At 42.4% G+C, this 14,842-nt stretch carries 9 protein-coding genes; all 9 read left to right on the top strand.

Translation table 11 applies throughout. The annotated features are described in order from the left end of the window. The first annotated feature begins 190 nt into the window (after positions 1-190). The 9 genes from purB to lpdA all read left to right on the top strand — a co-directional run bounded on the left by purB (position 191) and on the right by lpdA (position 14,621). A complete protein-coding gene (gene purB, locus JOC28_RS03830; RefSeq protein ID WP_205009323.1) occupies positions 191-1,489 on the top strand; it encodes an adenylosuccinate lyase in 1,299 nt (432 codons plus the stop codon). 719 nt (positions 1,490-2,208) lie between these two features. Then, positions 2,209-6,606, top strand: coding sequence for a PolC-type DNA polymerase III (locus JOC28_RS03835; protein ID WP_205009324.1), 4,398 nt, complete (start codon positions 2,209-2,211; stop codon positions 6,604-6,606). Positions 6,607-6,772: 166 nt separating this feature from the next. Beyond that, positions 6,773-7,201, top strand: a complete 429-nt coding sequence (locus JOC28_RS03840; RefSeq protein WP_205009325.1) for a TM2 domain-containing protein — start codon at positions 6,773-6,775, stop codon at positions 7,199-7,201. A 148-nt stretch (positions 7,202-7,349) separates the two neighbouring features. After that, entirely contained in the window at positions 7,350-7,781 is a 432-nt protein-coding gene (locus JOC28_RS03845) for a MarR family winged helix-turn-helix transcriptional regulator (RefSeq protein WP_205009326.1), read from the top strand. Between the two features lie 102 nt (positions 7,782-7,883). After that, a complete protein-coding gene (locus JOC28_RS03850) occupies positions 7,884-8,483 on the top strand; it encodes an NADPH-dependent FMN reductase (RefSeq protein ID WP_205009327.1) in 600 nt (199 codons plus the stop codon). A 249-nt stretch (positions 8,484-8,732) separates the two neighbouring features. Next, entirely contained in the window at positions 8,733-9,701 is a 969-nt protein-coding gene (locus tag JOC28_RS03855; protein ID WP_205009328.1) for a thiamine pyrophosphate-dependent dehydrogenase E1 component subunit alpha, read from the top strand. A 262-nt stretch (positions 9,702-9,963) separates the two neighbouring features. After that, on the top strand, positions 9,964-10,959 hold the full coding sequence (locus JOC28_RS03860; protein ID WP_205009329.1) for an alpha-ketoacid dehydrogenase subunit beta: 996 nt from the start codon (positions 9,964-9,966) through the stop codon (positions 10,957-10,959). Between the two features lie 330 nt (positions 10,960-11,289). Then, positions 11,290-12,675, top strand: a complete 1,386-nt coding sequence (locus tag JOC28_RS03865; RefSeq protein ID WP_205009330.1) for a dihydrolipoamide acetyltransferase — start codon at positions 11,290-11,292, stop codon at positions 12,673-12,675. A 179-nt stretch (positions 12,676-12,854) separates the two neighbouring features. Then, positions 12,855-14,621, top strand: a complete 1,767-nt coding sequence (gene lpdA, locus JOC28_RS03870) for a dihydrolipoyl dehydrogenase (protein ID WP_205009331.1) — start codon at positions 12,855-12,857, stop codon at positions 14,619-14,621. Positions 14,622-14,842 lie beyond the last annotated feature (221 nt).

The following is a 14,842-nucleotide window of genomic DNA, read 5'->3' on the forward strand; positions in this document are numbered from 1 at the left end:
CTAAATTTTGCAAAAAGTTAATTGATTATTTTAATTCGCTAAATGCTCCGACTCATGCTACAAAGATACACGATGAAAATAATTATTATATTAACGAGTTAAATAGCGATTTAGCTAGAGCGAGTGACTATAAAGAGAAAATTACTATATTAAAAGAACAGTTAAATAAAATGAATTAAGGAGAAACAAAATGATCGAACGTTATTCACGCCCTGAGATGGCGGCAATTTGGACAGAGGAAAATAAATACCGTGCTTGGTTGGAGGTCGAGATTTTGGCTGACGAGGCATGGGCTGAGTTGGGTGAGATTCCTAAGGAAGATGTGGCTAAGATTCGTGAGAAGGCGGATTTTGACATTGACCGTATTCTTGAGATTGAGCAGGACACGCGTCACGATGTGGTGGCTTTCACTCGTGCGGTTTCTGAGACGCTCGGTGAGGAGCGCAAGTGGGTGCACTACGGTTTGACATCAACTGACGTGGTGGACACTGCCTACGGTTACCTCTACAAGCAGGCCAACGACATTATCCGTCGTGACCTTGAGAATTTCACAAATATCGTGGCTGAGAAAGCTAAGGAGCACAAGTTCACCATCATGATGGGTCGTACCCACGGTGTTCACGCCGAGCCAACGACTTTCGGTCTTAAGTTGGCGACTTGGTACAGCGAGATGAAACGTAATATTGAGCGTTTTGAACATGCTGCCGCAGGTGTGGAAGCTGGTAAGATTTCAGGTGCCGTTGGTAACTTTGCTAATATTCCTCCATTCGTGGAAAAATATGTCTGTGACAAATTAGGCATCCGTCCGCAAGAAATTTCAACACAGGTTCTTCCACGTGACCTCCACGCAGAATATTTTGCAGTGCTTGCAAGCATTGCAACTTCTATCGAACGTATGGCGACAGAGATTCGTGGTCTGCAAAAATCAGAACAACGTGAAGTTGAAGAGTTCTTTGCCAAAGGTCAGAAAGGTAGCTCTGCTATGCCTCACAAACGCAACCCAATCGGCTCTGAGAACATGACTGGGCTAGCGCGCGTGATTCGTGGTCACATGGTGACGGCTTATGAGAACGTGTCACTTTGGCACGAGCGTGATATTTCGCACTCATCAGCTGAGCGTATCATCACACCTGACACAACGATCTTGATTGACTACATGCTCAACCGCTTTGGGAATATCGTCAAGAACTTGACGGTTTTCCCAGAAAATATGATCCGCAACATGAACTCAACATTCGGGCTTATTTTCAGCCAGCGTGCCATGTTGACCTTGATTGAAAAAGGCATGACTCGTGAGCAGGCTTACGACTTGGTACAACCAAAGACAGCCCACTCATGGGATAACCAAGTGGACTTCAAACCATTGCTGGAAGCAGACCCAGAAGTCACAGCCCGCCTGAACCAAGACGAAATCGACGAAATCTTCAACCCAGTCTACTACACAAAACGTGTCGATGAAATCTTCGACCGTATCGGACTCGGTGAGTAAAAGAGTAACTTCAAACATTCTAGTATTTTCCAGAATGTTTTTTTCTTAAGAAATATTTAAGTGAGCGACTATATACTATACTCAATCCTAAAAAACTTTCTTTTTCATAATCTCCTGAAATAGCTGACTTTGGTTAGCTATTTCTTTTTGTTTTGTCAAGGGTGACTTTTCCATTTCTGGGTCACCCCTTCAAAAGTCCACTGGACTTTTGAACTCATAAATCTCCTGAAAGTCTCAGCTTATAAGAGTTGGGGCTTTCTTTGTTTCTCGAAAAAATATGTCTTTTATGATAGAATTAAGGAGCTATATTGTGTATTTGAACATAGGCTATGGACAGTATTGTTCTATCGCCCTTTGTATCATGTGATTTGAACACGGGACTAAGATCTAGGGAAAAGAGACGTAGCTGTTGCAATTTTAATTGCTTACAGATATGGCTACTTTTAAGTATGAATTGTACCTAGACGCAAGCGTCGTCGGTAAATTTCCTACTTTCGCTCTTTTGTTTTAAAGCTCAAGGCTAAAACAGTTCACTGAACTGTTTTACTCCCTTACGAAAATTTTCGGCAAGCCGAAACGTCCTTTTGTATCATTTATTAGAACACGGGCTACGAGCGGTGCAAAAAAGATAAACATTTCCTAGACGCAAGCGTCTTCGGAAAGTTTCCTATTTTTGCTTTGCTCGCTTAACGCCCTTTGTATCATTGTTAGGAGTTGTCATGTCAGAACTTTTCAAGAAATTGATGGATCAGATTGATATGCCGCTTGAGGTTAAGTCTTCAAGTGCTTTTTCGTCTGCGGATATTATTGAGGTTAAGGTTCACTCAGTCAGTCGTCACTGGGAGTTTCATTTTGCCTTTCCTGAGATTCTGCCGATTGAGCATTATCGTCTCTTGCAGTCTCGTTTGACGGCTTCGTTTGAGGCGGCTGATATTAAGGCGACTTTTGATATCAAGGCGGAGCGTATTGATTTTTCAGATGATCTGATTTCGGCTTACTATAAGGAAGCTTTTGAGCAGGCGACTTGCAACAGCGCCAGCTTTAGGTCTTCTTTTGCCAATCTCAAGGTCTCTTATAGGGACGGGAAGCTCATCATAGAAGCGCCAGCTTTTGTCAACAACGACCACTTTAGGAAAAATCATCTGCCTAATTTGGAGAAGCAGTTTGAGCTGTTTGGTTTTGGCAAGTTGACTGTGGATATGGTATCTGATGAGGCTATGACCCAGCAGTTGCAGGAGGATTTTACGACCAGTCGCGAGGCTTTGGTGGAAAAGGCGGTGCAGGAAAATATGGAGGCGGTCAAGTCTCTGGAGGCTTCTATGCCACCGCAGGAAGAGGCTGCGCCTAAGCCACAATTTGACTATAAGGAGCGTGCAGCCCAGCGTCAGGCTGGTTTTGAAAAGGCTGAAATCACGCCCATGATTGAGATTGAGACTGAGGAGAATCGTATTGTTTTCGAAGGTCTGGTCTTTGATGTGGAGAAAAAGACAACCAGAACAGGTCGCCACATTATCAACTTCAAGATGACTGATTACACATCAAGCTTTGCCATGCAAAAATGGGCTAAGGATGATGAAGAACTTAAGAAGTTTGATATGATTGCCAAGGGAAATTGGCTGCGCGTGCAAGGGAATATTGAGAACAACCAGTTCACTCGCAGCTTGACCATGAATGTTCAGCAGGTTAAGGAAATTGTCCACAATCCTCGTAAGGATTTGATGCCTGAGGGGCAAAAACGTGTGGAACTTCACGCTCACACCAATATGTCGACCATGGATGCCCTGCCGACTGTTGAGGACTTGATTGACACAGCTGCTAAGTGGGGGCATAAGGCAATCGCCATTACAGACCATGCCAATGTGCAGAGCTTCCCACACGGTTATCACAAGGCACGCAAGGCTGGTATCAAGGCAATCTTTGGCTTAGAGGCAAATATTGTTGAGGACTCGGTGCCTATCACATACAATGAAGTGTCTATGGATATCCGAGAAGCAACCTATGTTGTTTTCGACGTGGAGACCACAGGGCTTTCTGCTGTCAATAATGATCTGATTCAGATTGCGGCTTCTAAGATGTACAAGGGTAATATCATTGAACAGTTCGATGAATTTATCGATCCTGGTCATCCATTGTCTGCCTTCACGACAGAATTGACAGGGATTACAGACAATCATGTGCAGGGCGCTAAACCTATTAAACAGGTTCTAGAAGAGTTTCAAGCTTTCTGTCAGGACACGGTCTTGGTTGCCCACAATGCCACCTTTGACGTTGGCTTTATGAATGCCAACTACGAGCGTCATGGACTGCCCCGCATTACGCAACCAGTTGTTGATACCTTGGAGTATGCCCGCAATCTCTATCCTGAGTACAAGCGTCATGGTTTGGGACCTTTGACCAAGCGTTTCCAAGTGGCGCTTGAGCACCACCACATGGCCAATTACGATGCGGAGGCTACAGGTCGCTTGCTCTTTATCTTCATCAAGGAAACGGTGGAGGAGAAGGGGATTACAGACCTAGCCAAGCTCAATACAGACCTTGTCTCGGAAGACTCTTACAAGAAAGCGCGTGTCAAACATGCCACTATTTATGTGCAAAATCAGACAGGTCTGAAAAATATTTTCAAGCTGGTCAGCTATTCTAACGTTAAATACTTTGAAGGTGTGGCTCGTATTCCAAGGACGGTCTTGGATGCTCATAGAGAAGGGCTGCTTCTGGGAACAGCCTGCTCAGAAGGGGAAGTTTTTGATGCAGTGCTGTCATCAGGTGTGGATGCTGCAGTCCAAGTGGCTAAGTACTATGATTTTATTGAAGTCATGCCACCTGCTATCTATGCTCCCTTGATTGCCCGTGAATTGATTAAGGATGAGGCTGGTATTGAGCAGGTTATCCGAGACTTGATCGAGGTAGGCTGTCGTCTGGATAAGCCCGTCATGGCGACTGGGAATGTCCACTATTTGGAGCCAGAAGATGAGATTTACCGTGAAATTATCGTGCGTAGTCTGGGACAGGGTGCCATTATCAACCGTACTATCGGTCGTGGTGAAAATGCCCAACCAGCTCCGCTTCCAAAAGCACACTTCCGTACAACCAATGAAATGCTGGATGACTTTGCCTTTCTAGGTAAGGATTTGGCTTATGAGATTGTCGTGACCAATACCAATGCCTTCGCTGATCGTATTGAAGAGGTGGAAGTGGTCAAGGGTGACCTTTACACGCCATTTATCGACAAGGCTGAAGAAACGGTTGCTGAATTGACCTATCAGAAGGCTTTTGAGCTCTATGGTAATCCCCTTCCTGATATTATCGACCTGCGTATTGAGAAGGAATTGACCTCTATTTTGGGGAATGGCTTCGCCGTGATCTATCTAGCCTCTCAGATGCTGGTTAACCGCTCTAATGAGCGTGGTTATCTGGTTGGTTCTCGTGGGTCTGTTGGTTCTTCCTTTGTAGCGACCATGATTGGGATTACTGAGGTTAATCCTATGCCACCACACTATCTCTGTCCAAATTGTCAGCACTCAGAATTCATCACAGATGGTTCTTATGGTTCGGGCTATGATTTGCCCAATAAGGATTGTCCAGAATGTGGGACTCTCTATCGCAAGGATGGACAGGATATTCCTTTCGAAACCTTCCTTGGTTTTGATGGGGACAAGGTTCCCGATATTGATTTGAACTTCTCAGGTGATGACCAACCGTCAGCCCACTTGGATGTTCGTGATATTTTTGGTGAAGATTATGCCTTTCGTGCAGGAACGGTAGGAACGGTCGCAGACAAGACTGCCTACGGTTTTGTTAAGGGCTACGAACGTGACTATGGTAAATTCTACCGAGACGCCGAGGTTGACCGACTTGCTATGGGCGCAGCTGGTGTTAAGCGAAATACTGGTCAGCATCCAGGGGGGATTGTTGTTATTCCTAACTACATGGACGTTTATGATTTTACGCCTGTCCAGTTCCCTGCAGATGATGTGAGCGCTGCTTGGAAGACGACCCACTTTAACTTCCACGATATCGATGAAAACGTCCTGAAACTTGATATTCTGGGACATGATGATCCGACCATGATTCGTAAACTGCAGGACCTTTCAGGTATTGATCCTAAGGAAATTTTGGCAGATGACCCTGGTGTTATGGCCCTTTTCTCAGGAACTGAGATTCTTGGTGTAACACCGGAGCAGATTGGTACCCCTACGGGAATGCTGGGCATCCCAGAGTTTGGGACAAACTTCGTTCGAGGCATGGTTGAGGAGACGCATCCGACTACTTTCGCGGAGCTTCTGCAATTATCAGGGCTTTCTCACGGAACAGACGTTTGGCTGGGAAATGCGCAAGACCTGATTAAGCAGGGCATTGCCACCCTATCGACCGTTATCGGTTGTCGTGATGATATTATGGTTTACCTCATGCACGCAGGTCTTGAGCCTAAGATGGCATTTACCATCATGGAGCGTGTGCGTAAAGGCTTGTGGCTAAAAATCTCAGAAGACGAGCGTAATGGCTACATTCAAGCTATGCGTGACAATAATGTGCCAGACTGGTACATCGAGTCCTGTGGAAAAATCAAGTACATGTTCCCTAAAGCCCATGCGGCAGCCTATGTTCTTATGGCACTTAGGGTAGCTTACTTTAAGGTTCACCATCCGATTTATTACTACTGTGCTTATTTCTCTATCCGTGCCAAGGCATTTGAGCTCCGCACCATGAGTGCAGGTTTAGAAGCTGTTAAGACCCGTATGCAGGATATTACGGATAAAAAGCACCGCAATGAAGCAAGTAATGTCGAAAATGATCTCTTCACAACCCTTGAAATCGTTAATGAGATGCTAGAACGTGGCTTCAAATTTGGTAAGTTAGACCTTTACCGCTCAGATGCTACGGAGTTTATCATTGATGGCGATACCCTCATTCCACCATTTATTGCCCTTGAGGGACTTGGTGAGAACGTTGCTAAGCAAGTCGTTTCAGCACGAGCCGAAGGTGAATTCTTATCCAAAACAGAACTCCGCAAACGAGGAGGGCTTTCACAAACCCTAGTTGAAAAAATGGACGACATGGGCATCCTCGGCAATATGCCAGAAGATAACCAACTCAGCCTTTTTGATGATTTCTTTTAGAAAATAAAAAACAGCTTAAATTTGGATTGTTTTTGAGCTTGAAATTCTTTCAAAAAACTTATAAATTACAGTATATAAGCGATTGACAATATAACAATATATATATATATAATAAGTCTAGGATAAATTAGACGTAATAAATGAAGTGATTTAGGAGGAAACCGTTTTGTATTGTAAAGCATGTGGGGAAGCAATGAATGATAATCAGGCTATTTGCTTAAATTGTGGAGTTAAAACTGGACAAGGAAACGCCTTTTGTTCAAATTGTGGAAATTCAGTAAATCCAGAAGCTGAAGTGTGTTTGAGCTGTGGAGTTGCCACTAAACGTAGTAAATTGGGAAGTCTTGACTTTGGGACTAGTCACTCTGGAAATGGAGACTTAGGTAACTATAATAAGGTAACAATGGCACTGATCGCATTCTTTGTTGGTGGTTTGGGTATCCATAACTTCATGTTAGGGGAAACTAAAAAGGGTCTCGTAAAGATAGGTGCCACATTATTAACATACGGTTTAGCTGGTGAGGTTCTTGCTATTATTGATTTTGTTAAAATTCTTACTGATAAATACGAAATTAATCCAGATAAGTTTATCTAAAATATTTAGATTTATCCAGCTATATAATTATTCAGAGAGTTGATTTAGGTCAGCTCTTTTTATTTTCTACATACGATCTTATTTGTCAAAAATACTAATTAGTGATAAAATAGACCTATCAAGATGATATCTGTAGAAAGGAGAATTTATGGGAGAAGAATTAGATAAAGACTTGGCAATCAAGTCCATGGTAGTTATGAGAAAGGCGTTTCGAACGATTGATGCCTACGTATCCGAATCTTACAAGTATGATGATTTGACACCGACTCAGTTTGGTGTTCTGGATGTCCTTCTTGCCAAAGGGACTATGAAAATAGGAGCCCTTATCGACAGCATGTTAGCCACATCAGGCAATATGACCGTCGTGATCAAGAATATGGAGAAAAAAGGTTGGATTACTAGAACAACCTGCCCCAGTGATAAACGTTCCTATCTGGTTGCCTTGACTGATGAGGGGCGTCGTATCATTGAGCATAATTTGCCAATCCACCAGCAGAGGGTAAGAGAGGCATTCTCTGTTCTAACAACAGATGAGCAAGCGCAGCTCATTGATTTATTGAAGAAATTTAAAAATCTTTAAAAAAGTGAGCAAATGACTTTACAAAAGAAAAAAGAAGGTCTATACTTACTACATAGTAATAAATAACACTACTTAGTGATAAGTGGTTTAGAGGAGTTCTAGATGTCAATCTTAGACACAATCAAAAACATTTTTAAAAAAGAAGAGGAAATTCAAATGAAAAACATTTTATTCGTCGTAGGATCACTTCGTGAAGGATCATTCAACCACCAACAAGCTCAAAACGCTGAAAAAATTCTTGAAGGTAAAGCAAATGTCACTTACCTTGACTGGTCACAAGTTCCTGTCTTCTCACAAGACTTGGAAGGTCAAACACCAGAAGCTGTTAAAGCAGCTCGTGAAGCAGTTCTTGCTGCGGATGCTGTCTGGTTCTTCTCACCAGTTTACAACTTTGCTATTCCTGGTTCAGTGAAAAACTTGATCGACTGGCTTAGCCGTGCCCTTGATCTTTCAGATACAACAGGTGTATCAGCACTTCAAGATAAAGTGACAACAGTATCGCTTGTTGCTAACGGTGGTCATGAGCAAGCAGCTGATCAATATCGTTCATTGCTTCCATTTGTTCGTACACAATTCGTTGACGAATTGACATTTGCACGTGTTAACGACTCAGCATGGGCTGACGGTAAATTTATTGCAGAAGAAGATGTTTTGGCACAATTGACTAAACAAGCTGACGCTCTTCTTGCAGCAATCAACTAAGATTTTTAGAAGACTTCACCCTAGGGTGGAGTTTTTTGCATTTCTGAAAATAGCTGACGCCACTTTCAAAGATTGGTATTTTTTTCACAAACTTTTTCAAAATTTTGGAAATCCTTTTAATATCAAACGTTTGTAATAGCTAGAAACACGGAAAAGAAAGCATTTTCAAAAAAACAGACAAAAATGTTGTACTTTGTGAAATTTTGGAATATGATAGTAAGGTAGGAAAAAAATTTTTCGGAGGAAAGTATGGTTAACATTACTAAAGAACAACACTTGGATATGTTCCTCAAAATGCAACAAATCCGTGATGTTGATATGAAACTTAACAAACTTGTTCGTCGTGGATTTGTCCAAGGGATGACTCACTTCTCAGTTGGTGAAGAAGCTGCTTCAGTTGGTGCTATCCAAGCTCTTACTGATCAAGATATCATCTTCTCAAACCACCGTGGTCACGGTCAAACTATCGCTAAAGGAATTTCAATTCCTGGTATGTTTGCGGAGCTTGCTGGTAAAGCAACAGGGACTTCAAAAGGGCGCGGAGGCTCAATGCACTTGGCTAACCTTGAAAAAGGAAACTACGGAACTAATGGTATCGTTGGTGGTGGTTACGCCCTTGCTGTCGGTGCTGCTTTGACACAACAATATGAAGGTACTGATAACATCGTTATCGCTTTCTCAGGTGACTCAGCAACCAACGAAGGATCATTCCACGAGTCAGTTAACTTGGCTGCCGTTTGGAACTTGCCAGTTATTTTCTTCATCATCAATAACCGTTACGGTATCTCTACAGATATCAGCTACTCAACAAAAATTCCTCACCTCTATACACGTGCTGATGCCTACGGTATCCCAGGTCACTATGTAGAAGACGGAAATGATGTTGTTGCGGTTTACGAAAAAATGGCTGAAGTCATTGATTATGTTCGTTCAGGAAATGGCCCTGCTATCGTCGAAGTAGAATCATACCGTTGGTTTGGTCACTCAACAGCCGATGCAGGTGTTTACCGTACAAAAGAAGAAGTGGATAGCTGGAAAGCTAAAGACCCACTTAAAAAATACCGTGCTTACTTGACAGAAGAAGGTATCGCAACAGACGAAGAACTTGATGCCATTGAAGCACAAGTTGCTCAAGAAGTGGAAGAAGGGGTTAAATTCGCAGAAGAAAGCCCATTCCCAGACTTGTCAGTTGCCTACGAAGACGTTTACGTTGACTAATCTTCTCAGAAATTGAGTAGAGATGGATTTTACTGGTCCTCTCGGCTCACTTTAACAGTCAAATAATCGGATAGCTCAGTCTATTACTAGAAAAATAAATCTAAAGAATAAAATGAAAGGAAGAGAACGAAGAGACTTGCTCGTAAGCGGAACTGAACCCGAGCGGAAAGCTCGGAAAAAAGATAAATTGCTTAGAAAATCAGGATTTTCTGCAATTTCCTATTTTTCAGTCGCTTTCTCTTCGCTCTTAGTATCTTAAATTATGTCAGAATTTAAAGTGATGGCTTTGCGTGAGGCGATCAATCTTGCACAAAGCGAAGAAATGCGTAAAGACGAAAAAGTATTCTTGATGGGTGAGGATGTCGGTATCTATGGTGGTGATTTCGGTACATCTGTTGGAATGCTTGCAGAATTTGGTGAAAAACGTGTTCGTGACACACCTATCTCAGAAGCTGCGATTGCAGGTGCTGCGGTTGGTGCTGCTCAAACAGGTCTTCGTCCAATCGTTGACTTGACTTTCATGGATTTCATTACTATTGCCATGGATGCTATTGTCAACCAAGCTGCTAAAACAAACTACATGTTTGGTGGCGGTTTGAAAACACCTGTTACCTTCCGTGTGGCTTCAGGTTCAGGTATCGGTTCAGCGGCTCAACACTCACAGTCACTTGAAGCATGGGTTGCCCACATTCCAGGACTTAAAGTCGTTGCACCAGGTACTGTAAATGATGCTAAAGGTCTTTTGAAATCATCTATTCAAGATAACAACCCAGTTATCTTCCTTGAGCCAAAAGCTCTTTACGGTAAAAAAGAAGAAGTTAACCAAGACCCTGATTTCTATATTCCACTTGGAAAAGGTGAAATCAAACGTGAAGGTACTGACGTGACAATCGTTTCTTACGGACGTATGCTTGAACGTGTTCTTAAAGCTGCAGAAGAAGTTGCTGCTGAAGGCATCAGCGTTGAAGTTGTTGACCCACGTACTCTTGTACCGCTTGATAAAGAAATCATCATCGAATCTGTTAAGAAAACTGGTAAGGTTATCCTTGTCAACGATGCTTACAAGACTGGTGGATTTATCGGAGAAATCGCCTCAATCATTACTGAAAGCGAAGCCTTTGACTACCTTGATGCCCCAGTAATCCGTATCGCATCTGATGATGTGCCAGTTCCTTACGCAAATGTTCTTGAAAATGCTATCTTGCCAAATGTTGACAAGATCAAAGAAGCAATCTACAAACAAGTCAATAAAGGCTAAGGATTTTAGCAGAAAAATAGAAAAACAAGAGACTAAAAGTAATTCTAAAAATCTAGCTGTTGTCTATTAAAAGACTGTCAAATGCAGCTAGCTTTTGAGTCTCTTGCTATCATGGATTTGAATAGGCCCTGACATAGTGTCACAAGATAAACTGCCCTGTGATCAGTACAGGATATGTTTTTTAAGATGACTCAAGTGTTCAGTGGCTTTGTATCATGCTTTAGAAAGGGAGAGAACAGTGTTCCTTAAGTGAACACGGATAAAATGGTGTTTAGAAAGAGCTGAGGTCTCTTTCTAAAGACAGCATTTTAAGTTCTTAGTATCATAAATATGGCTATTGAAGTAATCATGCCTAAGCTCGGTGTTGATATGCAGGAAGGTGAAATCATCGAGTGGAAAAAGGCAGAGGGCGATGAGGTCAAAGAAGGTGATATCCTTCTTGAAATCATGTCCGATAAAACAAATATGGAAATTGAAGCAGAAGAATCTGGTGTTCTTCTCAAAATTGTTAAAGGTGACGGTGAAGTCGTTCCTGTTACAGAAACAATTGCCTACATCGGTCAAGTTGGTGAATCAATTGATGTAGCTGCTTCTGCAGCACCTGCTACTGAGGCAGTTGTAGAAGCGCCAGCAGCTCAGGAAGCTCCTGTGGCAGCGCCAGCTATTGCCCCAGTGGAACGTCAAGAAGGCGAAAAAGTTCGTGCAACGCCAGCAGCTCGTAAGGCGGCTCGTGACTTGAACGTCGATCTTAACGCTGTACCAGGTACTGGTGCCAAAGGTCGTGTCCACAAGTCTGATGTTGAAGACTTCAAGGATGCAGCACCTAAGGTATCACCACTTGCAGGTAAGATGGCTCGTGACTTGGGTATCGACTTGACAACTGTTAAGGGATCAGGCTTCCGCGGTAAAATCATGCGTGAAGATATCTTGGCAGTCTTGGCAGCTAACCAACCAGAAGAAGCTAAAGCAGCAGCTCCTGTTAAGGAAGAAGCACCAGCTAAAGAATTGCCAGAAGGCGTAGAAATCATCAAGATGTCTGCAATGCGTAAGGCAATCTCAAAAGGTATGACGCACTCATACTTGACTGCACCAACCTTTACGCTTAACTACGATATTGACATGACTAACCTCATGGCTCTTCGTAAACAAGTCCTTGAACCAATCATGAACAAAACAGGTCTTAAAGTGACCTTTACAGACTTGATTGGTCTTGCGGTAACACGTACTTTGATGAAAGAAGAACACCGTTACCTCAATGCGTCATTGATCAATGATGCTCAAGAAATTGAGTTGCACAAGTTTGTTAACATGGGTATTGCCGTAGGTCTTGATGATGGTCTTGTTGTGCCAGTTGTTCACGGTGCTGATAAGATGAGCTTGTCAGAATTTGTGGTAGCTTCAAAAGATGTTATCAAAAAAGCACAATCAGGTAAGCTCAAAGCGGCTGAAATGTCAGGTTCAACCTTCTCAATCACTAACTTGGGAATGTTTGGAACTAAGACTTTCAACCCAATCATCAACCAACCAAACTCAGCAATCCTTGGTGTTGCGGCAACTGTTCAAACACCAGTCGTTGTTGATGGTGAAATCGTTATCCGTCCAATCATGGCAATGTGCTTGACTATCGACCACCGTTTGGTAGATGGTATGAACGGAGCTAAATTCATGGTTGACCTCAAACACTTGTTGGAAAACCCATTGGAATTGTTGATCTGATTACCATTTAGTTTATAAGTAAAAACCTTTAGAAAAATTAGAGAAAGGAAATGGAACGAGTTCGTGCGATTTGAACACGAACTAAATGCTTGGAATTTAGATAGCCTGCCTTGGTTGCAAGCATCCAAGGTCAGTCTCCTAAAATTCAGTCGCATTTGGACGTTCTTTGTATCATAATTATGGCTGTTGAAGTTATTATGCCTAAGCTTGGCGTTGACATGCAAGAAGGCGAAATTATCGAATGGAAAAAAGCAGAAGGTGATGTTGTCAATGAAGGTGACATCCTTCTTGAAATCATGTCTGATAAAACAAACATGGAAATTGAAGCAGAAGACTCAGGTGTCCTTTTGAAAATTGTCAAAGGTGACGGCGAAGTTGTTCCTGTTACAGAAGTAATTGCCTACATCGGTGCTGAAGGTGAAGTTGTTGGTGAAACTGCTGCCGCTGCACCAGCACCAGCTGCAGAAGTTGCTCAAGCCACTGCAGACCTTAAGGAAGCTGGTCTTGAAGTACCAGCTGCACCAGCTGCTCACGCTAAAAAAGCACCAACTGCAGACCTTGCTGACAACGAGTACGATATCGTTGTTGTTGGTGGTGGACCTGCTGGTTACTATGCTGCCATCCGTGGTGCTCAACTTGGTGGTAAAATCGCCATCGTTGAAAAATCAGAATTTGGTGGTACTTGCTTGAACGTTGGATGTATCCCAACTAAGACTTATCTTAAAAATGCTGAAATCCTTGACGGTTTGAAGATTGCTGCAGGTCGTGGTATCAACCTTGCCTCAACAAACTACACAATCGACATGGATAAAACAGTTGACTTCAAGAACTCAGTTGTTAAAACATTGACAGGTGGTGTTCAAGGTCTTCTTAAAGCTAACAAAGTTACTATCTTTAACGGACTTGGTCAAGTTAACCCAGATAAGACTGTTACCATTGGTTCAGAAACAATCAAAGGTCGCAACATCATCTTGGCAACAGGTTCTAAAGTATCACGTATCAACATCCCAGGTATCGAGTCTAAACTTGTCTTGACATCTGACGATATCCTTGACCTTCGTGAAATGCCTAAATCACTCGTTGTTATGGGTGGTGGTGTTGTTGGTATCGAGCTTGGTCTCGTTTGGGCATCATACGGTGTTGACGTGACTGTTGTGGAAATGGCTGACCGCATCATTCCAGCAATGGATAAAGAAATCTCACTTGAACTTCAAAAAATCTTGACTAAGAAAGGTATGAAGATCAAGACATCAGTTGGTGTTTCTGAAATCGTTGAAGCAAACAACCAATTGACATTGAAACTTAACAACGGCGAAGAATTGGTTGCTGAAAAAGCCCTTCTTTCAATCGGTCGTGTACCACAATTGAACGGACTTGAAAACCTTAACCTTGAAATGGATCGCAACCGTATCAAAGTTAACGAATACCAAGAAACATCAATCCCAGGCATCTACGCACCAGGTGATGTTAACGGAACTAAGATGCTTGCCCACGCTGCTTACCGTATGGGTGAAGTTGCTGCGGAAAATGCTATCTGGGGTAACGTTCGTAAAGCTAACCTTGAGTTCACACCAGCTGCTGTTTACACACACCCAGAAGTGGCTATGTGTGGTTTGACAGAAGAGCAAGCGCGTGAGAAATACGGAAACGTTCTTATCGGACGCAACAGCTTTACTGGAAATGGCCGTGCTATCGCATCAAACGAAGCTCACGGTTTCGTAAAAGTTATCGCTGATACAAAATACCACGAAATCCTTGGAGTTCACATCGTTGGTCCAGCAGCTGCTGAAATGATCAATGAAGCTGCAACAATCATGGAAAACGAATTGACAGTTGATGAATTGCTCCGTTCAATCCACGGACACCCAACTTTCTCAGAAGTTATGTATGAAGCATTCGCTGACGTTCTTGGAGAAGCAATCCACAACCCACCAAAACGTAAATAATAAATTATAGAAGAGAACTTAGAGCCTAGATCTAGGTTCTTTTTTAATTTTCTATTCTTAAGAAAAAGCTTATATATAAGCGATACTGTGTATAAAATGACTATGCATATAATAATTATTATAAAATAAAATGAGAATTATTATCGATATTATTATTTTCTGAAAATTGCCTCTTTTATCTTGAGATTTTTTTAGACTTTTGTTAGATTATAAGCAGAATG

The organism is Streptococcus loxodontisalivarius (genome assembly GCF_016908645.1).
In the GTDB taxonomy this organism is placed as follows: domain Bacteria; phylum Bacillota; class Bacilli; order Lactobacillales; family Streptococcaceae; genus Streptococcus; species Streptococcus loxodontisalivarius.

Coding starts and splice junctions, on each gene's coding strand:
- purB (WP_205009323.1), top strand. CDS start 191: ATGATCGAACGTTATTCACGCCCTGAGATGGCGGCAATTTGGACAGAG.
- JOC28_RS03835 (WP_205009324.1), top strand. CDS start 2,209: ATGTCAGAACTTTTCAAGAAATTGATGGATCAGATTGATATGCCGCTT.
- JOC28_RS03845 (WP_205009326.1), top strand. CDS start 7,350: ATGGGAGAAGAATTAGATAAAGACTTGGCAATCAAGTCCATGGTAGTT.
- JOC28_RS03850 (WP_205009327.1), top strand. CDS start 7,884: ATGTCAATCTTAGACACAATCAAAAACATTTTTAAAAAAGAAGAGGAA.
- JOC28_RS03855 (WP_205009328.1), top strand. CDS start 8,733: ATGGTTAACATTACTAAAGAACAACACTTGGATATGTTCCTCAAAATG.
- JOC28_RS03860 (WP_205009329.1), top strand. CDS start 9,964: ATGTCAGAATTTAAAGTGATGGCTTTGCGTGAGGCGATCAATCTTGCA.
- JOC28_RS03865 (WP_205009330.1), top strand. CDS start 11,290: ATGGCTATTGAAGTAATCATGCCTAAGCTCGGTGTTGATATGCAGGAA.
- lpdA (WP_205009331.1), top strand. CDS start 12,855: ATGGCTGTTGAAGTTATTATGCCTAAGCTTGGCGTTGACATGCAAGAA.